Raw genomic sequence first — 22,466 nt, forward strand, 5'->3', positions numbered from 1 at the left:
GACTATGCCTCCCGTTCAAACCACATCAAACACTCAATGTGATGGGTTTGCGGGAACATGTCAATGATTTGTGCTTGGCGTAACTGATAATCCGCCGCCGCTAGGACCTTTGCGTCGCGCGCTAACGTGTCGGGCGCGCACGAAATATAAATGACGCGTTGTGGTTGGCGCCGCGCGACTTCATGAATTGCATGCGGCGCACCTGCACGCGCCGGGTCAAGTAATACTTTGTTAAACCCTTGATGCGCCCAAGCATAGGCCTGCCAGTCTTGCTCCAAGTCCGCATGCGCTGCATCGAGTGTTACCCCATAACGTGCCGCATTTTGTTGCAGCCTTTGTACCATTGAAGGAACGCCCTCAATAGCCGTTACCTGCGCGCCTTGTAAAGCCATCGGAATGGTAAAGTTGCCACTCCCTGCATAGAGTTCCAAAATCTTCTCGTCGGGCGCTGGAGCAAGCCAAGACAATGCTTGTGCGACCATCAGTTGATTCAATTCAGCGTGGGCTTGTAAAAAGTCACCGGGTTGGAAATCGAGTTCGGCACCGACGCTTTCGTAGCGCGGCGGTAAATTGTTGACGAGGGCTTCAGGCGTTGCTGCCATATCTCCGCAATGCAACCACACCGCGACCTTTTGCTCCTGCGCAAATTGTTTCAGTGCGGCCTTATCAGCCTGGGAAGGTTGGCTTTTCAGACGCAAAATAACCATGACTTGATTGGTTTGCAGTAGCTCAACGTGGCCTAGCATATTGACCAATGCCAATGTTGGTAAAAACGCACGCAAGGCCGGCAAGAGTTGGTTCAGTTCAGCTTGCGCAATGGCACATGTGTCCATTTCCACAATCTCTTTACTTGCTCTAGCCCTTAAGCCAAGCCGCAAGCGGCGCCGCTTTGCATCCCAATGGGTCGCTAAACGTAAGCGACGACGATACGCCCACGCCTCGGCCACCAAGGGTTCCAACCAGTGTTGCGCGGTAATCCCCGCAAACTTCATTAGCAGTTCACTGACCACTTGTTGTTTGTGACGACGTTGTGCGGGTAAGGCTAAATGTTGCAGATCGCAGCCGCCACACTTGTCGTAATAGGGACACGGCGGGCTCACACGATCTTCAGCGGCTTGATGCAAGGTGAGTAAGTTGGCTTCGTATTTACCCTGTGGCTGAAGGTCAATCACCTCACCCGGCAACGCTCCATGCACGAAACGCACGCCGCTCTTACCACGAACCACGCCCCGACCTTGATGGTCTAAGCCGACGACTGTCTGCTGTGTTAGTGGTGACGCTGGGCGCGAGGCTTTGCGTTGCTGAGGCTTACGTGTTGAATAGAATTGCGCCATGTGGCTAGTTCGGTCCCGCCGTACGTGCTTGCATCATGATCTTCTTCATATCACGCACAGCTTGATCGAGACCAACAAGCACAGCACGCGCAATAATCGCGTGGCCAATGTTCAATTCAACCAATTCTGGCAGCGCTGCAACGGCGGCTGTATTGTGGTAATGCAAACCATGGCCAGCATTGACCTGTAACCCCTTTGCTTGCGCGTATTTGGCCGCATCATGCAATAACAACAAGCTACGCTGTTGTTCACTGACTTCGGTCTGCTCCGCATAATGCCCCGTGTGTAACTCAATGATGCAAGCGCCAGTCGCGGCTGCGGCATCGATTTGTTTCTCATCAGCATCAATAAATAAAGAAGTCTGAATACCCTGTTCACCGAGACGTTCGACCGCAGCTTTGATTTTATCTTGCTGGCCGGCAACATCGAGGCCGCCTTCTGTAGTGAGTTCTTCACGCTTTTCTGGCACCAAACACACGTACGCAGGTTTTATCCGGCAAGCGATACTGAGCATTTCTTCGGTCACCGCCATTTCTAGATTCATGCGGGTTTGTAAGGTCTGAGCCAAAAGCTCAACATCGCGATCGGTGATATGCCGACGGTCTTCCCGCAAATGAATCGTGATACCGTCCGCGCCGGCCTGCTCGGCAATCGCTGCGGCAGCAACCGGATCGGGATAACTGACACCGCGCGCATTGCGAACGGTCGCGACATGATCAATGTTGACCCCCAATAAGATGGAGTTTCCTAAAGGCGCATGATGCATCAGTCTTTCCTTTTTAATTGTGCGAAGAGTTCGCGGCTACGCAGTGGTTTGTCGCCCAAATAAGGCGCGAGAGCGTGCCGCATGATCTGTTTCATAGAGTTTAGCAGCTGCGGATCATTCAGCTCAAACTGACCGAGAGCTTTTAATGTCTTGCCTGAATAACAACCCGGTAATGCGTCACCTATTGGCATAAAGCCTTGTTCAGCTATAAAGCGATAGTGTTGGTCAGCCGCGATCGGATCACCTTCGCTGTCAGCAAGCCAATCAAAGGCGTGCCCCAAATGACACAACAGTCGCCATTCAAATTCTCGTAATACCGGCTCAATCGGTCGACGCGCCGCGAGCTCTGTCAAGGCACTTTGATAATCGTCGAACAGTCCTTCGACCGGTTGGTAGTTAGAGGTTAAGCGTTGAATGAGTTCATTCACATAAAAACCGCTGTAGAGCGCGTTGCCCTGCAGCGGGTAGGCACTTTCTCTGCCCTCTGCATGTTTTAAGGTTTGCAATTCGTGGCGGCCCTGTGTGACCACATAAAGCGGTGTAAATGGCTGTAGAATTGCCCGCCATTGGCTTTTCGGTCGCCGCGCACCTTTCGCAACGACACGGTAGCGGCCGTGCTCTTTGGTCAATAACTCAACCAATAAACTCGAATCTTGGAAAGGCCAACGATGCAGGACAAAGGCCGCTTCCACGCTGCTTAATCCTCGTTATATCCGAGGCTTCGCAGGGCGCGCTCGTCATCCGCCCAACCGCTTTTCACTTTCACCCACAATTCAAGATGCACCTTGCCATCGATTAGGCGTTCGATATCACGACGCGCTTCGCTACCAACTGTTTTTAACTTACTTCCGCCGGCACCAATGACCATGCGCTTCTGCCCTTCACGCTCAACTAAGATGAGGGCATTAATGTGCGTGGTACCGGTCGGTGCGGTTTGGAAACGCTCGATTTCAACGGTGGTGCTATACGGCAGCTCATCACCGGTGAAGCGCATCAGTTTTTCGCGAATGATCTCTGCAGTCATGAAACGCAGGGAACGATCGGTAACAAAGTCTTCAGGATAATGATGCACACCTGGTTTTGCGTAGGCATGTACCAGTGCACGCAGGGCATCAACCTGCGCCCCTGTTTTCGCCGATAGCGGGATGATTTCGGCAAAATCGTGGCGCGCTGAGAAGTCTTGTAACAGTGGCAACAATGCTGCCTTATCTTTGATTTGATCGACTTTGTTGACCACTAAAATGACCGGACGTTGCGACTTTTTCAGTTTCGCTAACACCATCTCGTCTTCCTGCGTCCAACGCTCAGCCTCGACCACAAATAACACCACTTCAACGCCGCTCATTGAGCTTGTTGCTGCCCGATTCATCATGCGGTTAATGGCTTTCTTTTCGTCTTTGTGTAGCCCAGGCGTGTCCACATAAACGATTTGCCGCTCGCCCTCTGTTTCAATTCCCAGAATGCGGTGCCGAGTGGTTTGTGGCTTACTCGAAGTGATACTGATTTTCTGTCCGAGAATTCGGTTCATTAACGTCGATTTACCAACGTTCGGTCGGCCGACAATGGCGACAAACGCCGACGCCGAGGTCATGTCTTCATTCTGCTCTGGCAACCTGTCAGACATTCTTCGTCTCCTGTTGCGCTTGCAACATTGCTAAAGTTTGCGTTGCCGCTTGCTGTTCCGCTTTACGCCGACTCGTACCCGACCCTAACACGGCTTCAGGCAACGGCTCGACGGTACAGCTCACGGTGAAGCGTTGATTGTGTGCTTGGCCTTGGATGGTCACCACATCATAAACGGGTAACTGTAATTGCTGTGCTTGCAGATATTCCTGCAAACGGGTCTTGGGATCTTTATGTCCGGCGCCGGGCTGTATGGTTTTGAGTTGTTCTGCGAACCAATTCAGTACCACCTTGCGGCAAGTATCGAGGTCACTTTCTAAATACATTGCACCGAGCAGGGCTTCCATCGCATCAGCAAGAATAGACTCGCGGCGGTGGCCGCCACTTTTCATCTCACCGGGCCCCAAGACCAGAAATTTTCCAACTTCAAAACGCTGCGCTATCTTCGCCAAATTACGCCCACACACGAGTGTTGCACGCATTCGACTCAGATCGCCCTCATCGATTTGCGGAAATTTTTCAAATAACGCTTCGCTGACGATAATGCCGAGTACCGAATCGCCTAAGAACTCCAGACGCTCATTATGCTGCGCGGCGGCACTACGATGCGTGAGCGCTTGTTCTGCGCGCTCACTATCGCGAAAGGTATAACCAAATACTTTTTCTAGTTCACGTAAGGGTGGCTTTGGTAAGCTCACGATTACTCCACTCCTCCAAGACGTTGCCAACGGATGCCAGTCGGAATCCACTGTGGCAAGGCGCTTGATGCTTGACGATCCATTTCGAAACTCATCCAAATAAAGACTGCACGGCCAACCAAGTTTTCTTCAGGAACAAAGCCCCAGTAACGGCTATCTTCCGAATTATCACGGTTATCACCCATGGCGAAATACGCCCCTTCTGGGACAATCCACTCATCGCGCGCAGTTCCAGCTTGCTGGAAGTAATACTTCGAACGATTGCCAACGCTCGGGTCAACCAAGGTCGCATGGGACACAGCGCCCAACTGCTCACGAAATTGCTGCAGTGGTGTCGCCCCATTGAAGAAAATACCATCGGTACGCTCTAAATTGCGCTCAATGACCTCTAGCTCAGGGCACTGCGTCATGCTTTCGGCACACGCTGGCTGAATGTAAAGGGTCTTGTTGCGATAGATAATCCGATCGCCGGGCAAGCCGACAATGCGTTTAATAAAGTCGAGACTGGGTTCTGGTGGAAACTTAAATACAGCAACATCGCCGCGCTCTGGCGTGTCGATTTCGACGAGCTTCTTGCGCCAAATAGGATCACGTAGGCTGTAACTAAACTTCTCAACCAAAATGAAGTCACCTTCCAATAGGGTTGGCATCATCGATGCTGAAGGTATCCGAAAAGGCTCGTAAACAAAGGAGCGCAGTATCAGGATAACGAACAAGATCGGAAAGACAGACTGAGCAAACTCAGCAATGCTGCCTTGCGGTGCGAGACGTTCTTTCGCTTCATCGGAAAGCGTTTGTTGTAAGCGTTTTTCCTCCGCTTCGACCCGGGCACGACGTTTAGGTTTTTGTACCTTTGCGTCGTACAACCAAATCAATCCCGCCACAATGGTAATTGCGGTTAGCAGCACTGAGTAAAAGTTTGCCATGGTTTACCTTGTTGTTATTTCCCTACTTTGAGCACCGCGAGGAAAGCCTCTTGCGGTACCTCAACATTACCCAACTGCTTCATCCGCTTCTTACCTTCTTTCTGCTTCTGTAACAGTTTCTTCTTCCGGCTTACGTCACCACCATAACACTTGGCGGTTACGTTTTTACGTAATTGCTTCACCGTCGAACGCGCAATAACATGGTTGCCAATGGTGGCTTGTATTGCAATATCAAACATTTGCCGTGGGATCAGCTCACGCATCTTGTCAACCAATTCACGACCTCGACCCTGCGCGTGATCGCGGTGGGTAATCATCGCTAACGCGTCGACGCGATCGCCGTTGATCAGGACATCAACACGCACCATGTCAGCTTCTTGGAAACGCTTGAATGAATAATCAAGTGAGGCATAGCCACGTGACGTCGATTTCAAACGGTCAAAGAAGTCCATCACCACTTCGGCCATCGGCAGTTCGTAAGTAACCGCAACTTGTTTACCATGATACGCCATCTTGGTTTGCACGCCACGCTTGTCGACACATAACGTAATGACGTTGCCTAGATAGTCCTGCGGCACCAAAATATTAGCCTCAACGATCGGTTCATAGATTTCCTCGATATCGTTGATAGGCGGCAAGTTAGATGGGTTATCGACACTTACTTCGGTGCCGTCGGTCTTCACGACTTTATAAACGACCGTCGGCGCTGTAGTAATTAGGTCGATATCATATTCGCGCTCGAGTCGCTCCTGAATGATTTCCATGTGCAGCATGCCCAAGAAACCACAACGGAACCCGAATCCCAGCGCTGCTGAGTTTTCAGGCTCATAGAATAACGAAGCATCGTTTAACGATAACTTGCCCAGCGCATCACGGAAATTTTCATAATCGTCTGAGGAAATCGGGAACATACCGGCATAAACCTGCGGCTTCACCTTCTTGAAGCCTGGTAAAGGCTTCTCCGCCGGTGTTTTCGCTAAGGTCAGCGTATCGCCCACTGGGGCCCCAAGAATATCTTTGATACCGGCAATGACAAAGCCTACTTCGCCACAGCGCAAAATTCCTGTCTCAGTTGGTTTTGGAGAAAAGAAGCCAACTTTATCGATTTGATGGGTCTGCCCAGTCGACATAACCTTCATCTTGTCGCCAGCACGCAAGGTACCGTTTTTGACTCGCACCAACGACACCACACCTTGGTAGTTATCGAACCACGAGTCGATAATGAGTGCCTGCAAAGGTTCCTCTGGGTCACCTTGTGGCGCTGGAATTTGTTTAACGATGCGCTCTAACACTTCACCAATACCAATGCCGGTTTTCGCCGAACATTGCACGGCATCGATAGCTTCAATGCCGACAATATCTTCGATTTCTTCGGCAACACGCATTGGATCTGCTTGTGGCAAATCAATTTTGTTAAGCACTGGTACCACTTCGAGGTCCATTTCGATGGCGGTGTAACAGTTTGCCAGCGTTTGCGCTTCAACACCTTGTGCTGCGTCAACCACCAGCAATGCCCCCTCGCAACCTGCCAAGCTGCGCGATACCTCATAAGAGAAATCGACGTGACCTGGTGTATCGATGAAGTTTAATTGGTAGGTTTCACCGTCTTCTGCGGTGTAATGCAGTGTGACGCTCTGTGCCTTGATGGTGATGCCACGCTCACGCTCGAGATCCATTGAATCAAGAACTTGCTCAGCCATCTCACGATCGGTCAAGCCGCCGCAATGCTGAATGAGTCGGTCTGAAAGTGTCGATTTACCGTGATCTATGTGCGCGATAATCGAGAAGTTTCGAATATTCGCTTGCTTAAACGCCTTATCTGGCATTCATGCCCCCGCAACTGCTAAAAGAAATACGTGAATAACCGCTGATCATACTGATAATACGACTCAGAACAAAGGATTTTCGGAGGATTTCAGTGCAATTGACGGACTTCAAGTAACTGTGTCACCTGTAAGTCACGCATCTGGTACCAACGCTTAAGTGCCACGAAGCTCGCCGCAAAGCCAATCAGCGCCGCCACAATGCTTACCCCTTCACTCAAACCAAACAGCGTTTGGGCGATAATCGCCACACTCAATAGCGCGATTAAAGGGATGCCATAAATCAGCAGTGAGGCTTGAGTTAACGCCTGTTCCGGCATCAATAGCTCGACTGTTTCACCCACGGCAAAGGAACCCTTGGGTCGTGCGACACGAAATGTCGCACGGCGATCAGAAAACGCCTTAGAGATAATTCCTGCACCGCAAGTTGATTGTTGCGCACAGCCGCCACAACCGGTTTTCAAGTCGGTCGAGACTTCTAAATGGTCCGCTTCGATAGCTTGGATTACTGCGACTTCCCGAATCATCTTCGCTCCTACGACTCAGCGCTGTTATTCAGTGCTCAACACAACACTATCAGCAATACGCTGGAGGGTGCTTAACGGCAACTTACCCACTGCAGTGATAGCTAACCCCTGCAATTGCACATTATAAATCGACTCAGGCCCTTGCACACCGAGGTTAGGCAACGATTGTACGTCGCCTTCTGCCACGTATAAGGAAAACTCAGTCAAACCGTCACTGTAGAGAAAGTGATCGGTGGCGAGCCGTGTTTGCGCCAACAAGCGATGGTTGGAGCGTTGCAAAGTAAAGCCATCGGGTAACCACTGCGGCTGAGCACCAAATTGCGGCGCTTGGCGATTGCGACTGTCGAGGAGTCGTGGCGGTCGTTGTACACCACGCACGTCACTTAAGCTAATAGGTACGGTTTCGGTTTCGTAAAAATGCGTCACTTGCAGTTGCTCAAGGATTTCGCCTTGCGGCGTGGTCATCTGCATTTTCAGCAGCATGCCCGAGTCGTTATCGATCCAAAGGCCATAGTGATAGCGATCGTTGTCGCGACTTAGCACTCGTACAAACTTGGTTTCACGCCCCACTACGCGCACACCGCGATCGGCCGCACTGACTTGGTAGTGCGGCTTAAGAGCCGCAAAGTCTTGATAAAATGCTGCAGGCAACAAGCCGTAAGTCACATCCGTGGTAAGCGAGTAAGACTGCTCAACTAACTGCGAATAATAAGAGGTTTCCTGTCCCAACCGCACAATACGGCGGTCAGGCCCATTCAACATGACGATGAGTTCTGCTTCCAAACCATCGGCGAAGGTACCGTGTAACCATTGCATCGGCTCTAAACGATCACCCGAAACACGTACTAACGTCGCTTCAAAATTCAGCTCACGCAGAGCTTGTGACATTTCATTAAAACGCTGTTCTGCAGCCGAGACGCTTGTCGGTGCTGCGGGAAGATTAGCAGGGCTTTGTTGTTGGGCGTAAAGTGGGGCTGCGAAAGTAAGCAGCAGTCCAACCAGACTGCTGCTCCAAAAATTAGTTGTCATTCGACAGACGCTGTTCCTGTGTTGCTTCAGTTTCGGAATCTGTTGCTTGTTGTTGCGCTTGTTCATTCAGTTGCTGGGCCTGCAAAGAAAGCTGACGTTGGCTATTGTGGTCGAGCAGATAAAACTGTAACAAGCGACGCTGTTGCGCAATTTCTGCTTGGGTCGGTTCATTGCTCTGTAAAACTGTATTGTAGCTAACTGGGCTACGACCGCCAAGCGGGTTGGTGACAAACGCTGGCTCAACACTTTCTTCTGGCATCACCGGTTGCGTTTGTTGCACGGTTAGCACAGCCACTAGCGCTACACTCGCGGCAATCGCCACGCTACCAGCAGGACGTAACCAACGTTGAACCATTTCGCGGCCTTTACCGAAGCGACCTTGAACCACATTGCTCGGCTGCGGCTCCTGCGCAATTTGCGCTGCGACCGAGGCACTAATGTCGATAGGCGTCGACGTCGTCGCATCATTTTTCATAATACGTCCCATCAACGCATAGCGCCCCCAAGCTTGCTGTGCTTCAGTGTCGCTCAACAGACTATCAAGGTGCTGTTCACGCTCACGAGCGTCTAACACTGCATCGTCAAGCAATGCTGATAGTTGTTCATAGCTACGGTCTGTCATGTGCTTTCCTCAAAAACTTAGTTAGCGCTCTAATAAGGGTCTTAGCTGCGCATCGATTGCTTCTCGAGCTCGGAAAATTCGTGACCTTACGGTTCCGATAGGACAGTCCATCTCAATTGCAATTTCTTCGTACCCTAACCCTTCAATTTCTCGCAATGTGATTGCCCGGCGAAGGTCCTCCGGTAAACTTTCTATGGTTGTCATCACCACGTTGCGGATCTCGTCCGTCAACAACAAGCTCTCTGGTGATGCACCATCGCGCAGAGCCCCTGCGCTTTCTAAATAGTCGGCTTCTTCGGCATCAACATCCGTTGCCGGTGGCTTACGCCCTTGTGATACCAAGTAATTCTTTGCCGTATTCACTGCTATGCGATAAAGCCAAGTATAAAAGGCGCTATCGCCGCGAAAACTTCCTATGGCACGGTAGGCTTTAACAAAAGCCTCTTGTGCGACATCAGGCACATCGGCTGCCTGTTTTACATAACGCGAAATCAGGCTCATTACCTTGTGCTGATATTTTTGCACCAACAAATTAAACGCTTGTTGGTCGCCCTGCTGCACTCTTAGCACCAGCGCCTTATCAGTTTCTTGTTCGCTCATTTGAGCCTGTTCTCCTTAACCCACATCTTTGTACTGCGAACCAGGCCCAACTACCTCTATATATGCGTGCTGGTGGTTCTGACAGGGCTATTCCCAAAAAGTTCGCAAAAATTTTCTAAACGAGTAAAATCGCTGCTATTCCGTTGGCAATAAAGCGCATTGCGCTCTACAAAATCCCTACTCTATGGAACAAGTCATCGATTATCAATGCGACGTGCTGATTATCGGCAGCGGCGCTGCGGGTTTAACCCTTGCTTTACACCTTGCTGACCACGCCAAGGTGCTCGTGCTCTCGAAAGGACCGCTAACCGAAGGTTCAACCTATTACGCCCAAGGCGGTATCGCCGCAGTGTTTGACGAGAATGATAGCATCGAAAGCCACATTCAGGATACGTTAATTGCCGGCGCTGGCCTTTGTGACCCTGATGCGGTGGCTTTCACCACGCAAAACGCCAAGAAAAGTTTGCAGTGGCTTATTGAACTGGGCGTGGGTTTTGATCGCGTTGACAGCGCTGACGGTGAAAGCAAGTTTCACCTCAATCAAGAAGGTGGGCACAGTCATCGACGCATCTTGCATGCCGCCGATGCCACCGGGCGCGCGGTGCAAACCACGCTCGTGCAGCAAGTCAAAGAGCACCCTAACATTCAGGTTCTCGAACGCTACAATGCAGTTGATCTCATCACCGCTAAGCACGCAACCAAGGCTCAAGCGCAAACAAAACAGCGCGTGTACGGTGCCTATATCTGGAACCGCGCCGCAGAACGCGTAGAGACAGTGGCTGCGCGATTCGTTGCTCTTGCGACCGGTGGAGCAAGTAAAGTCTACCAATACACCTCGAACCCAGATGTCGCCAGTGGCGATGGGATCGCCATGGCGTGGCGTGCGGGCTGCCGTGTCGCCAATATGGAATTTAATCAATTCCACCCAACGTGCTTGTTCCATCCCAACGCCCATTCCTTTTTGCTCACTGAAGCATTGCGCGGCGAAGGTGCCGTTTTGAAGCGCCCTGATGGTACACGCTTTATGCCTGATTTTCACGATGATGCTGAATTGGCGCCGCGTGATGTTGTGGCGCGTGCCATCGATTACGAAATGAAACGTCTCGGCGCTGACTGCATGTACTTAGATATTTCGCATCAACCTGCGGAATTCATAAAGGAACACTTTCCAACGATTTATGAAAAATGCCTCACTTTAGGCATCGATATTACCAAGCAGGCGATGCCAGTGGTGCCCGCTGCTCACTATACTTGTGGCGGTGTGATGACCAATCTGCAAGCGCAAACCGACATCCCCCACCTGTATGCCATTGGCGAAGTCGCCTATACCGGGCTGCATGGTGCAAATCGCATGGCCAGTAACTCGTTACTTGAATGTCTGGTGTTTGCCCAAGCCGCTGCCGCCGATATTTTGCAGCATCTCGATGCGGTCGAGTTACAAACTGAATTACCGCGTTGGGACGAGAGCAAAGTTACGAACTCAGACGAAGAAGTGATTATCCAGCATAACTGGCATGAACTAAGGCTATTTATGTGGGACTACGTTGGCATTGTGCGTACCACCAAGCGCCTCGAACGAGCGCTGCGACGTATCGAGTTACTGCAGCAAGAAATTCATGAGTACTACAGTAATTTCCGCGTCAGTAATAACTTGCTGGAACTACGTAACTTGGTACAAGTTGCTGAGTTGATTGTACATTGTGCGATGCAGCGTAAAGAAAGTCGTGGCCTCCATTACACCCTCGACTATCCCGATTTGCTCAGCGAACCGTCACCAACGGTGCTCTCGCCAAAACAAAGCTAAACGCCGACACCGGGCAAACGCGGCAGCATCCGTCCAGCTGCCGCAGCACAACCACCAACGCGAGGCTAAACGTTGCTCCCCTAACTGCACACGCGTGAAATAAAAAGCGACCAGCCAAGGTGTGACAAAGACCCAGCGCGGCTCAGATAACGTTAGCAACCGATGCCGGCCAAGTGAATTTACAGTTTTAGTGCGCTCATCTACTGCCCATACCTGCGCGGGCATTCGCAACCAGCGCCACGGCTGTTGACAGCAGAGCCACACTCAGACTTTTACCCGACTCAAGATGTAGTCGACCATACCTTTGAGCTCAGCATCTTCGCATTGCTGATGCCCCATAAACCAAGCAAAAAGATCTGGGTCATCACATGTCAATAGCCGCCGAAACGCCTCTTGCTGCTCAGCATTCAAGTCGTCATAAGCTTCTTCAACGAACGGCATAAACAGCACATCAAGCTCAAGCATCCCCCGACGGCATGCCCAACGCAGACGGTTTTTGTCACGTAATGAATCAGCGTTCTGTTGTAATTTTTCCATAGGTTCCGACTTCGCCCCTTGTATAATAAAAAACTGTCCCCACCTATCTGTCATAGACGTTTTGACATCAACGAAAGATAACGAGGTTGATTGTGCTAACAACAGAGTTTACCAAAGCTCCACCGGAATACGTAACAGTTTCCCTGACTGATCATGGCGTATTACAAGTTTCCGGCTCAGATACTGAGAGTTTCCTGCAAGGCCAGTTTACCTGTGACCTCAAGCAACTCGACAGCGAACGCTGGATCTATGGAGCCCATTGCGACAATAAAGGTAAAACCCTGAGTAATTTCTTCCTTGTGCGCGAAGGCGATGGCGTACTGTTAATTACGTCAAAACCTGCCATGGAAGCAACCATGGCGCAATTACAGAAGTTTGGCGTCTTTAATAAGGTTGAAATCCGCGATGCTAGCGACGACTTTCAGTTGTATGGTGTGTTTGGCACGGCCGCTCCAGCGCGTTTAGCAGAGTTGCTCGATGCTTCGCTGGCAAGCGCTGACATGCCGGCGGTCAGTCGTACCGAGCATGCCTTGGTCCTAAGCCTTGGCACGCAACCCGATCAATACTTGTGCTTGCAACGCGGTGAGGCCCTCCCCACCAACTCTGAGCCAGCCTACTGGCAAGCGTTGGAAATCGAGCGTGGCCGACCGACCCTATTTTCAGGTACAATACAAGAGTTCGTACCCCAAATGCTGAACCTACAAGCCTTAGATGGCATCAGCTTTAGTAAGGGGTGTTATATCGGCCAAGAGACGGTCGCCCGAATGAAATATTTGGGTAAACAAAAGCGTGCACTTTTCCGCTTAAGTGGTCACGGAAAGCCAGTCTCAGCAGGTGCAACTGTTGAGCAGCAGCTTGGTGAAAATTGGCGGCGTGCAGGTACGGTAATTAATGCAGTGAGCCGTGCCGACCAGCATCTTGACGTGTTAGCGGTGTTACCGAGTGATCTCGATAGTGACACCAAACTGCGCATCAAAGATGATGACGCGAGTCTCTTGGAAATTTACCCACTGCCCTATAAATTGGATGAATCATGACTCAAACCATTAGCCAAGACAAAGTTGTCGGTATTCACTACACTGTGAAAACCGCCGAAGGCCAAGTGCTCGACCAATCAAAAGAAGGTCAGCCTTTGCAGTTTATCTTTGGTCGCGGCATGTTAATCAAAGGCCTTGAAGACGCGTTATCTGGTAAAGCAGAAGGCGACAAGTTTACTGCCGACATCGACCCAGAAAATGCCTATGGCGAACGCCACGACGGTCTTATTCAGAGCGTGCCACGCAACTTGTTTGGTGACAACCCAGTTGAGCCAGGCATGCAATTTCGTGCCAGCACTGACCACGGTGAACAGTCAGTGGTTATCGTTGAAGTCAACGATGACCAAGTAACAGTTGATGGCAACCACCCACTTGCGGGTGTTGCACTTAACTTTGACGTTGAAGTTGTTGAAGTTCGTGACGCGGATCCAAGCGAATTGGACCACGGCCACGTGCACGCTGATGGCAATCACAACCACGAATAAGTCGTGCTTGTGAACTTGCTTTGAAGTAGCAAAAGCGCACCTTCGGGTGCGTTTTTTTATGCTTTGCAAATAGCCGCGAAAGCTTTACTCTAGGCCGATAAAATTGCCGCGAGAGAACCAGCTGGTTATGTCCAAACCGAACAATCCTTACCCCTACTCATCTGCCACCGCACTGGCGCAATCGCTCGGTGCCATTGATCAGGAAACCCAAGCGGTCGTGCCGCCTATTCACGTCGCCACCACTTACTTGCGTGGCAAGGACAATAGTTACCCAACCGGCAATGTTTATTCGCGCGCCGATAATCCTACCTATAAGCCAGTAGAAGCGCTGTTATGTCAGTTAGAAGCTGGTCATGAAGCCCTTCTTTTTGGCTCTGGAATGGCCGCTGCGACTGCGGTGTTTCAAGGCCTACGCCCTGGCGATCACGTACTCGCGCCACGCGTCATGTATTGGGCCCTGCGCAATTGGCTGCTCAATTTTGCCACAGACTGGGGGCTGGTGATCGAGTTTATCGATATGACAGACGTCGAGCAGGTGGCAAAACAGCTGCAGCCGGGTAAGACCAAACTGGTGTGGCTAGAGACGCCAGGGAATCCCTTATGGAATATCTCTGACATCGCTGCCATTACTCGACACGCGCACGCGGCGGGTGCGCAAGTGGCAGTAGATTCTACCTGCGCTACTCCGCTTTTGACCCAGCCTTTGCAATTGGGCGCCGACATTGTGATGCACTCAGCAACCAAATACCTTAATGGTCACTCCGATGTCATTGCCGGCGCTTTGATTGGCGCCCGTGACGATACCTATTGGCAACGCATTCGTGCTGTGCGGGCGCAGAATGGCGCAGTGCCAAGTCCACACGACGCTGCGCAGCTGTTACGTGGCATGCGCACCATGCATTTGCGCGTGCGCGAAGCATGCCGTAACGCGCAGTTTATTGCTGAGCAGCTTGAACAACATCCGGCAGTCGCCGAAGTGCTCTACCCTGGCCTGCCAAGTTTTGCTGGTCATGAAATCGCTAAGCGACAAATGACGGGTGGTTTTGGCGGTATGCTTTCGGTACGCCTCAAGGGCGGCGCAGCAGCAGCGATCCATGTTGCTGCTCATACCAAACTGTGGAAACGCGCGACTTCGCTCGGGGGCGTCGAAAGCTTAATTGAACATCGAGCGAGCATTGAAGGTGAAGGCACGCCTTGCCCTGACGATTTATTACGGATGTCGTGCGGAATTGAAGACCAGCAAGAGTTACTCGACGACTTTTTACGAGCATTGCCGTAATCGCGAGCTAGCTCATAAAAAAGCCCCGCAACCGTATAGTTGCAGGGCTTTTTTTAATGCGCGATTTAGTCCTTCCGAGGACGCATGTGCGGGAACAGCAGTACATCACGAATCGATGGCGAGTCGGTCAGTAACATTACCAGACGGTCGATACCTATACCTTCACCAGCTGTTGGTGGCAAGCCATGCTCGAGTGCGGTGATGTAATCTTCGTCAAAGAACATTGCTTCGTCATCGCCAGCTTCTTTTTGCTGTACTTGATGTTGGAAACGTTCCGCTTGGTCTTCGGCATCATTTAACTCAGAGAAGCCATTGGCGAGTTCACGGCCGCCGACGAAAAATTCAAAGCGATCGGTAACGTGCGGATCTTCGTCGTTGCGACGCGCCAACGGTGATACTTCTGCCGGATAAGCAGTAATAAAGGTTGGCTGAATAAGTTTATGCTCAGCAACTTCTTCAAAAATTTCGATTTGTACCTTGCCTAAACCCCAATTTGGTTTGACTTGAATGCCAATACTTTCTGCCAATTTGGTTGCTGCTTCAAGGGTACTCAACTGTTCTTCAGTAGCGTCAGGAAGGTGCTGCAAAATCGCTTCATTTACGGTCATACGCGCAAACGGCTGGCTAAAGTCGTAATCAACGCCTTCGCTTACGAAAGTGCTAGAGCCCAGAATTTCTTCAGTCATACCGCGCAACATGTCTTCGGTCAAATCCATCAAGTCACGGTAATCCGCATAGGCCCAATAGAACTCAAGCATAGTGAACTCTGGATTGTGCCGGGTGGAAAGACCTTCGTTACGGAAGTTACGGTTAATCTCGAATACTTTCTCAAAGCCGCCGACAACAAGACGCTTGAGGTAAAGCTCTGGAGCGATTCGTAGGTACAATTCCATATCCAGTGCATTGTGATGGGTGACAAACGGACGCGCCGCAGCACCGCCTGGAATGGTTTGCATCATCGGCGTCTCGACTTCAAGGAATTGCTTCGCGGCAAGGTAGCGACGAATATAGTCGACGACTTTAGAGCGAACGATAAAGGTACGACGTGAGTCATCGTTGGTAATCAGGTCGAGATAACGCTGACGGTAGCGAGTCTCCTGATCAGCCAAACCATGAAATTTATCCGGTAACGGACGCAATGCTTTGGTCAACAAGCGCACATCGTCCACCTGGACGCTCAATTCGCCTGTGCCGGTAATAAACAACGTACCGGTAGCACCAACGATGTCACCTAGATCCCATTTCTTGAACTCTTGGTTGTAGAAACCTTCTGGCAAATTATCCCGGGCGACATAAAGCTGGATGCTTCCGCTCATGTCTTTAATCGTCGCAAAGCTTGCTTTACCCATAATGCGGCGCGTCATCATACGCCCCGCTACTGAGACACGAATGCCCTTTTCAGCCAATGCTTCTTTTTCAACGTCGTCATACTCAGCATGCAAGTCAGCCGCTAAATCTTCCCGACGAAAGTCATTTGGGAACGCCACACCGCGCTCACGCAAGGCCTTTAATTTCGCCTTTCGTTGTGCAATTTGTTCATTTACATCAACGACTTCGGTGTTTTGCGTGTTTTCTGCCATGGTTGGTTCCTATTTACAGTCCAGATTTCAAACTTGCTTCAATAAACGGGTCTAACGCGCCGTCCAGCACCGCTTGGGTATTACGGTTCTCGACGCCGGTGCGTAAATCTTTAATGCGGGCATCATCAAGCACATAAGAACGAATTTGGCTGCCCCAACCAATATCCGACTTGCTGTCTTCCAGTGCTTGTTTTTCTGCTAATTGCTTCTGCAATTCCATTTCGTAGAGCTTGGCGCGTAACTGTTTCATCGCTGCGTCACGGTTTTTATGCTGCGAACGGTCACTTTGACACTGCACCACGATACCGCTTGGCTCGTGGGTGATACGAATCGCTGAGTCAGTACGGTTAACGTGCTGACCACCGGCACCTGAGGCACGGTAGGTATCAACGCGAAGATCCGCCGGATTGATCTCAATTTCAATTGAATCATCAATTTCTGGGTAGACAAACACCGACGCAAACGATGTATGTCGACGATTTCCAGAGTCAAACGGCGACTTTCGTACTAAACGGTGCACCCCGGTCTCGGTGCGTAACCAACCGTAAGCATACTCGCCTTGAATGCGCACCGTCGCCGACTTAATGCCCGCGACTTCACCCTCAGACAATTCAGTAATTTCAGCCTTAAAGTCGTGGCTTTCCGCCCAACGCAAATACATGCGCAATAACATATTCGACCAATCTTGCGCCTCAGTGCCACCAGAGCCAGCTTGAATATCCAAGTAGCAATCAGAACCATCTTGTGGTCCTGAGAACATCCGACGGAATTCTAATGTTGCGAGCTGCTGTTCTAGCTCATCGAGCTCAGCAACGGCTTCGTTGTAGGTGTCTTCGTCTTCTGCTTCGACAGCTAAGTCGACCAAACCTTCAACGTCTTCAAGGCCTTGTGCTAGCGTTTGCAGCGTTTCCACTACTTGTTCGAGACTCGCTCGCTCTTTTCCCAATGCTTGTGCGCGCTCTTGATCATCCCATACAGTTGGATCTTCAAGTTCGCGTGTAACTTCTTCTAAACGCTCAACTTTTTGAGCATAGTCAAAGATACCCCCGAAGCGCTTCGCTGCGCTCGCGCATTTCTTTTATAGCTACGTAGGTGGCATTGGTCTCGAACATAAAACGTGCTTTCATCCAAGGTTGATTTCAAAAGGGACGGCATTTTACCGTAAAGGCAGCAAATGCTCCACCAGCAGTTGCACATTCGTTCGTCCACGAAAATGATTCAACTGCAATTTGTAAACCAGCTGTGCTTCGCGCAGCGCTAGATCAGGCCACACATTGGTATCGACATTAAATGCAATAGCATCAAGAATGATGCCATCGCTGCTGCGTACCACCATTTTTAAGTGGTTTTTGCCGACGATTCTTTGCTGTACCAGCTCAAAGGTGTCATCAAAAAGTGGCTCCGGAAACCCCTGTCCCCATGGGCCAAGCCGTTGCAATTGTTCGACAAAACCTTGGGTAAAACAGGAGGCATCCAGGCTGCCATCAGTGACAATCGTACGCTCGAGGGCCTCTGCTTCAAGCCACTCTTCAGCCACCGCCACTGCCGCTTGCTTGAAAGCTTCTAGGTTTTCTGGAGCAAGCGATAAACCGGCCGCCATAGCGTGCCCACCAAAACGCTCAATGAGGTTTGGCTGCAAGGTATGCACACGTTCAAGTAAATCACGCATGTGCAGTCCTGGAATCGATCGTGCGGAGCCTTTAAGCAGACCGTCATCACCTGCCGCAAAAGTGATGGTCGGGCGGTGAAACTGTTCTTTTACCCGCCCTGCGACGATTCCGACAACGCCTTGATGCCATCCCGCTTCATGGAGCACTAACAAAGGCGGTAACTGAGCTTCGGTAAGTTGCAGATCGGCCACATAACTCGCCGCACTTTCGCGCATTTCACTTTCAATCGAGCGTCGCTCGGCGTTAAGGTCATTGAGCTGCGCTGCGAGTTCAGTTGCAGTGTTAATATCTTCGCTTAGCAGGCATTCAATGCCAATCGCCATATCATCTAAACGCCCTGCCGCGTTAATGCGTGGCGCTAGAGCAAAACCTAGATCAGTCGCCTGTAAACGCTCGGGTTCACGCTGCGTTACTTGCAATAAAGCCTGAATCCCCGGTCGACAATGGCCGGCACGAATACGCTGCAGGCCCTGTTGTACCAGTACCCGATTGGTCCCATCTAACTTCACCACATCGGCAACGGTCCCAAGCGCAACGAGGTCAAGCCATTCAGCAAGGTTTAATTGCGCCGCATGGTGTTGCCTTTCGCGAGCTTGGGCGCGCAAGGCAAGCAACACATAGAAAGCGACGCCGACCCCAGCGATCGACTTACTCGGAAAGCCACAAGCCGGTTGATTGGGGTTAACGATGGCATAAGCCTTGGGTAATTCTGCTCCAGCGAGGTGATGGTCAGTAATGATCACATCGAGGCCCGCGGCGTTTGCGGCATCGACTCCTGCATGACAGGAAATACCGCTATCAACAGTCAGCAGCAATTGCGCGCCCTGCTGTTGCGCGTAGCTCACAACATTGGGTGACAAACCGTAACCATCGGTAAAGCGATTGGGCACGCAATAGCTTACCTGCTGCGCTCCCATGGCGCGCAGTACAGAAACCATCAACGCCGTAGAGGTTGCACCGTCGGCATCAAAGTCACCACAAATACAAATATGTTCCTGACGTTCAATGGCTAACCATAGGCGTTTTGCGGCACGCTCAGCGTCATGTAATTGCGCGAAGTGCGGTAAACGTTGTAGACGCAGATCAAGTTGTTCAGCTGTGGTTATCCCGCGACGCGCCAGGAGTTGACGCAAGATCCACGGCATTTCTGCCGGTAGATCACTTACATCAACTTCGGGCCGGCGCTGCAGCGTCAGCGCATCCGTCATCGCTTAATCCTGTTCGAGTTGAGCGGCTAAGCGTCGTGCGTCAACTAAACCAGGGATCATCTCACCCGATGGCAGGATCATTGACGGCGTACCACGCACGCCAAATTTATTACCTAAAGCGAAGTGCTCATCGATGGGATCATCACAACTTGCGGCAGGTAGGCGCTTATCATTTTTCGCCGCATCCAGCGCCGCTTTTTGATCCGCAGAACACCAAATTGTTTTCAGTTGCTGGTAGGCACTGCCTTGCAAACCACTACGTGGCCATGCGAGATAGCGAATAGTGATGCCTCGCTCAAGGTAGCTTTCAAGGTTGTTATGTAACTGGCGGCAATAGCCACAAGTTGGGTCTGTAAAAACTGTTACGACGTATTTCTCATTGTCAGCTTTATAAGTAATGGTTTCGTCGGCAACCGCGGCAATGTCATCTTGACGCATCTTGCGGATCACGTTTTCACTCAGATTCACCGGTTCTCCACCCGTGATGTCGTAAATACGGCCACCAATCAGCTTCTTGCCGTCGTCTGCAACATAGATCAAACCTTGATCGGTGATCACTTCAAACACCCCAGGGATACTTGATTCTTGGGCTGATTCAACGGTGAAGCCCATTTGTTGCAAGTAGCTTTGATTAAAGCTTGCACCACTTTCGGGAGTCGTATTAGCGTTTGCCTGCGCTTCTTGCTGTGGCGAACATGCTAAAAGGCCCAGAATACTCGCGGCCAAAAGTAACTGTTTCATAGAATTCTCTTATACTTCGTTGTTGTTAATAATGTTTAGCGCGTAATGTTGTCCAGTGTACCCTTAATCGCCCGTTAACGCAGCCATTTTACTAGGCTCGAGGATGATGCGTTGCGTGCAGCTGTTGCAAGCGTTCACGCGCCACATGGGTATAGATTTGCGTGGTCGAGAGGTCGCTATGGCCAAGCAACATTTGTAGGACACGTAAGTCGGCACCATGGTTCAACAAATGCGTAGCGAACGCATGGCGTAAGGTATGTGGCGATAAATGCGAGCGGATATCCGCTTGCTGTGCATAGAACTTGATCCGGTGCCAAAAAGCTTGGCGGGTAAGAGGTCCGCCGCGGCGGGTAATGAAAACATAATCACTTGGCACTTTGCTGAGCTGCGGCCGTGCCTCTTTACTATAACGCTGTAAATATTCTAGTGCCGTTTCACCAAGCGGTACCAATCGTTCCTTGTTACCCTTACCTACCACACGCACCAACTCTTGTTGCAGTGACACTTGGCTATAGGTAAGTTGTGTCAACTCGGTGACGCGTAATCCCGTGGCATAGAGGACCTCGAGCATGGCGCGATCACGTAATTGGACTGGGTCGTCTTCTTGCGGCGCATTTAACAGAGCTTCGACCTCGCTCTCCGCTAGGCTGTGCGGTAATGCTTGCGGTTGTTTCGGCTGCCGTAAGCGCGCGGTCGGATCGTCCATGCATAGACGTTCTTGCACCGCATAAGTATAAAACTTTTTCAGGGCACTCAATGCTCGTGCTGTACTGCGCGGCGATAGTCCTTGCTGCCGGCGCCATAGCATGTAGTCCTCGATATCAGTGCTGCGCGCAGCCAATAATTCAGCCCCCTCACCGCGATGTGCGAGCAAAAACTGCAGGAACTTTTTCAAATCCGTGGCGTAAGCAGCACTGGTATGCGGGCTTACACCTTGCTTTAGCCACAAGCGATCGAGGAATGTGGCGATAATTTCAGCATGCTTTGTCGACAAAATAGACAACCTGTTCAAAAGGGTCGGAAATAACTACAGCTTTTATCATAGCGGGGTTTACAGGCTGCCTCAATCTGCTACTATGCCTGCCTTCGTGGAGGGGTTCCCGAGTGGCCAAAGGGATCAGACTGTAAATCTGACGGCTCAGCCTTCGCAGGTTCGAATCCTGCCCCCTCCACCATTTTTCTTCTGCAAATTACCACTCCAACACCAGTTTTCCACGTGTCTCATTACGACGCATTTGCGCCAATGCTTGGTCCATTTCAGCGATCGGATAAACCTTTTCGACCATCACCTGACAACTGCCACTGCTCAATAATGGCCACAGATGTTGTTCAAGCGCACGCATGATCCGTGCTTTCACTGGCAACGGCTGGTTGCGTAAGGTACTTCCTTGGATGCGCTGACGCTTCATGAGCAGGCGCCCAGCGTCAATGGTTGCCTCTCTTCCGCCCATTAAGCCTAACACTACAATGCGCCCATCGAGGTTCAAGACCTGTTGATCTTGGGGCAGATAATCACCGGCGACAGGGTCGATAATAACGTCCGCACCGCCCCACTCTTTGACCGCGTTGACAAAACTACCGTGCTGTCGATTCCACCCGCGTTCAGCACCGAGTCTCTGACAAAAGACGATTTTGTCATCACTACCGGCGGTTACAAAAACCGGATTTTGATTGTGCTTGGCCAACTGCAAGGCTGCCAAGGCAACGCTACTGGCCCCAGCATGCAGTAATAAACGCTCGTGCGGCTGTAGGGCGGCGACTTCATAGAGGTTAAACCAAGCCGTGGCAAAGGCTTCGCAAATGGCCGCCCCTTGCGCGAGTGACAGACCTCTCGGGAGCTTGGCCACTTGCTGCTCACTGACCACCACATGATCCGCATAACCGCCAGCGGCAAGTAACGCGCACACCTCGTCACCGGGTTGCAAACGACTCACTGCGGGTCCTGTCGCGATCACCGTCCCGCTCGCTTCCAAACCTAGGATCTCAGATGCGCCCGGAGGTGGCGGGTAATGACCTGCTAATTGCATAAGATCCGCACGATTCAAACCACTGTGCGAAATTGCAATCACCACCTCATCAGCCTCAGGTACTGCATATTCAAAGCTCACTTGCTGTGGCTGTCCATCTGCGGCACGGAAACCTATTGCGGTGCGTTTACTCATACTTGGTCTTTTACC

Annotated in this window: 22 protein-coding genes and 1 tRNA gene; 5 read left to right on the plus strand and 18 right to left on the minus strand. The window is 51.1% G+C overall.

The window, feature by feature from the left end:
• Positions 1 to 2: 2 nt before the first annotated feature.
• The 11 genes from rlmD to rpoE form a co-directional block, all read right to left on the minus strand.
• Positions 3 to 1,334: a 23S rRNA (uracil(1939)-C(5))-methyltransferase RlmD gene (gene rlmD / locus CWE21_RS02220; protein WP_126832719.1), complete on the minus strand. Its 1,332-nt coding sequence runs from the start codon at positions 1,332 to 1,334 to the stop codon at positions 3 to 5.
• Positions 1,335 to 1,338: 4 nt separating this feature from the next.
• Entirely contained in the window at positions 1,339 to 2,100 is a 762-nt protein-coding gene (gene pdxJ, locus CWE21_RS02225) for a pyridoxine 5'-phosphate synthase (protein WP_126832721.1), read from the minus strand.
• On the minus strand, positions 2,100 to 2,792 hold the full coding sequence (gene recO, locus CWE21_RS02230) for a DNA repair protein RecO (protein WP_126832723.1): 693 nt from the start codon (positions 2,790 to 2,792) through the stop codon (positions 2,100 to 2,102). Before recO ends, pdxJ begins: the two co-directional genes overlap by 1 nt.
• A 5-nt stretch (positions 2,793 to 2,797) precedes the next feature.
• On the minus strand, positions 2,798 to 3,724 hold the full coding sequence (gene era / locus CWE21_RS02235) for a GTPase Era (protein ID WP_126832725.1): 927 nt from the start codon (positions 3,722 to 3,724) through the stop codon (positions 2,798 to 2,800).
• Positions 3,717 to 4,421, minus strand: a complete 705-nt coding sequence (gene rnc / locus CWE21_RS02240) for a ribonuclease III (RefSeq protein ID WP_126832726.1) — start codon at positions 4,419 to 4,421, stop codon at positions 3,717 to 3,719. Before rnc ends, era begins: the two co-directional genes overlap by 8 nt.
• Before the next feature lie 2 nt (positions 4,422 to 4,423).
• Entirely contained in the window at positions 4,424 to 5,347 is a 924-nt protein-coding gene (gene lepB / locus CWE21_RS02245) for a signal peptidase I (protein WP_126832728.1), read from the minus strand.
• 14 nt (positions 5,348 to 5,361) lie between these two features.
• Positions 5,362 to 7,173, minus strand: coding sequence for a translation elongation factor 4 (gene lepA / locus CWE21_RS02250; protein ID WP_126832730.1), 1,812 nt, complete (start codon positions 7,171 to 7,173; stop codon positions 5,362 to 5,364).
• 89 nt (positions 7,174 to 7,262) lie between these two features.
• Entirely contained in the window at positions 7,263 to 7,697 is a 435-nt protein-coding gene (locus CWE21_RS02255; protein ID WP_126832732.1) for a SoxR reducing system RseC family protein, read from the minus strand.
• Positions 7,698 to 7,721: 24 nt separating this feature from the next.
• A complete protein-coding gene (locus CWE21_RS02260) occupies positions 7,722 to 8,726 on the minus strand; it encodes a MucB/RseB C-terminal domain-containing protein (RefSeq protein ID WP_198675041.1) in 1,005 nt (334 codons plus the stop codon).
• Positions 8,716 to 9,348 (minus strand): sigma-E factor negative regulatory protein, encoded by a 633-nt coding sequence (locus tag CWE21_RS02265; RefSeq protein ID WP_126832736.1) that lies wholly within the window; start codon positions 9,346 to 9,348, stop codon positions 8,716 to 8,718. The genes CWE21_RS02260 and CWE21_RS02265 overlap by 11 nt, the downstream gene beginning before the upstream one ends.
• A 21-nt stretch (positions 9,349 to 9,369) precedes the next feature.
• Positions 9,370 to 9,948, minus strand: coding sequence for an RNA polymerase sigma factor RpoE (rpoE, locus tag CWE21_RS02270; RefSeq protein WP_126832738.1), 579 nt, complete (start codon positions 9,946 to 9,948; stop codon positions 9,370 to 9,372).
• 184 nt (positions 9,949 to 10,132) lie between these two features.
• Here rpoE and nadB point away from each other — a divergent pair, with 184 nt between their 5' ends.
• A complete protein-coding gene (gene nadB, locus CWE21_RS02275; protein WP_126832740.1) occupies positions 10,133 to 11,752 on the plus strand; it encodes an L-aspartate oxidase in 1,620 nt (539 codons plus the stop codon).
• Between the two features lie 264 nt (positions 11,753 to 12,016).
• On the opposite strand, the gene CWE21_RS02280 is transcribed toward nadB, so the two are convergent.
• The gene (locus CWE21_RS02280; protein WP_126832742.1) at positions 12,017 to 12,289 is read right to left on the minus strand and encodes an FAD assembly factor SdhE; all 273 of its coding nucleotides are present in this window, start codon (positions 12,287 to 12,289) and stop codon (positions 12,017 to 12,019) included.
• A 92-nt stretch (positions 12,290 to 12,381) separates the two neighbouring features.
• Here CWE21_RS02280 and ygfZ point away from each other — a divergent pair, with 92 nt between their 5' ends.
• From ygfZ to CWE21_RS02295, 3 genes are all read left to right on the plus strand, one after another.
• Positions 12,382 to 13,326 (plus strand): tRNA-modifying protein YgfZ, encoded by a 945-nt coding sequence (ygfZ, locus tag CWE21_RS02285; RefSeq protein ID WP_241970196.1) that lies wholly within the window; start codon positions 12,382 to 12,384, stop codon positions 13,324 to 13,326.
• Positions 13,323 to 13,811, plus strand: coding sequence for an FKBP-type peptidyl-prolyl cis-trans isomerase (locus tag CWE21_RS02290; RefSeq protein ID WP_126832746.1), 489 nt, complete (start codon positions 13,323 to 13,325; stop codon positions 13,809 to 13,811). The genes ygfZ and CWE21_RS02290 overlap by 4 nt, the downstream gene beginning before the upstream one ends.
• A 127-nt stretch (positions 13,812 to 13,938) precedes the next feature.
• Entirely contained in the window at positions 13,939 to 15,090 is a 1,152-nt protein-coding gene (locus CWE21_RS02295; RefSeq protein ID WP_126832747.1) for a trans-sulfuration enzyme family protein, read from the plus strand.
• Between the two features lie 65 nt (positions 15,091 to 15,155).
• Here CWE21_RS02295 and lysS read toward each other — a convergent pair whose 3' ends face one another.
• From lysS to xerD, 5 genes are all read right to left on the minus strand, one after another.
• The gene (lysS, locus tag CWE21_RS02300; protein ID WP_126832749.1) at positions 15,156 to 16,670 is read right to left on the minus strand and encodes a lysine--tRNA ligase; all 1,515 of its coding nucleotides are present in this window, start codon (positions 16,668 to 16,670) and stop codon (positions 15,156 to 15,158) included.
• A 13-nt stretch (positions 16,671 to 16,683) separates the two neighbouring features.
• Positions 16,684 to 17,782 (minus strand): peptide chain release factor 2 gene (gene prfB, locus CWE21_RS02305; RefSeq protein WP_126832751.1). Its coding sequence is split into 2 segments (ribosomal slippage): positions 16,684 to 17,706 and positions 17,708 to 17,782, totalling 1,098 coding nucleotides; the frame shifts between segments, so codons are not numbered across the junction.
• 44 nt (positions 17,783 to 17,826) lie between these two features.
• Entirely contained in the window at positions 17,827 to 19,548 is a 1,722-nt protein-coding gene (gene recJ / locus CWE21_RS02310) for a single-stranded-DNA-specific exonuclease RecJ (protein ID WP_126832753.1), read from the minus strand.
• A 3-nt stretch (positions 19,549 to 19,551) separates the two neighbouring features.
• Positions 19,552 to 20,289, minus strand: a complete 738-nt coding sequence (dsbC, locus tag CWE21_RS02315; RefSeq protein WP_126832755.1) for a bifunctional protein-disulfide isomerase/oxidoreductase DsbC — start codon at positions 20,287 to 20,289, stop codon at positions 19,552 to 19,554.
• Between the two features lie 91 nt (positions 20,290 to 20,380).
• On the minus strand, positions 20,381 to 21,292 hold the full coding sequence (xerD, locus tag CWE21_RS02320) for a site-specific tyrosine recombinase XerD (protein ID WP_420821118.1): 912 nt from the start codon (positions 21,290 to 21,292) through the stop codon (positions 20,381 to 20,383).
• A gap of 87 nt (positions 21,293 to 21,379) precedes the next feature.
• Here xerD and CWE21_RS02325 point away from each other — a divergent pair.
• A tRNA-Tyr gene (locus tag CWE21_RS02325) sits at positions 21,380 to 21,464 on the plus strand.
• Between the two features lie 15 nt (positions 21,465 to 21,479).
• Here the strand turns inward: CWE21_RS02325 and CWE21_RS02330 are convergent.
• The gene (locus CWE21_RS02330; RefSeq protein ID WP_126832759.1) at positions 21,480 to 22,451 is read right to left on the minus strand and encodes an NAD(P)H-quinone oxidoreductase; all 972 of its coding nucleotides are present in this window, start codon (positions 22,449 to 22,451) and stop codon (positions 21,480 to 21,482) included.
• Positions 22,452 to 22,466: the final 15 nt, after the last annotated feature.

The sequence above is a fragment of the Pseudidiomarina aquimaris genome (assembly GCF_003987395.1).
GTDB lineage: Bacteria > Pseudomonadota > Gammaproteobacteria > Enterobacterales > Alteromonadaceae > Pseudidiomarina > Pseudidiomarina aquimaris.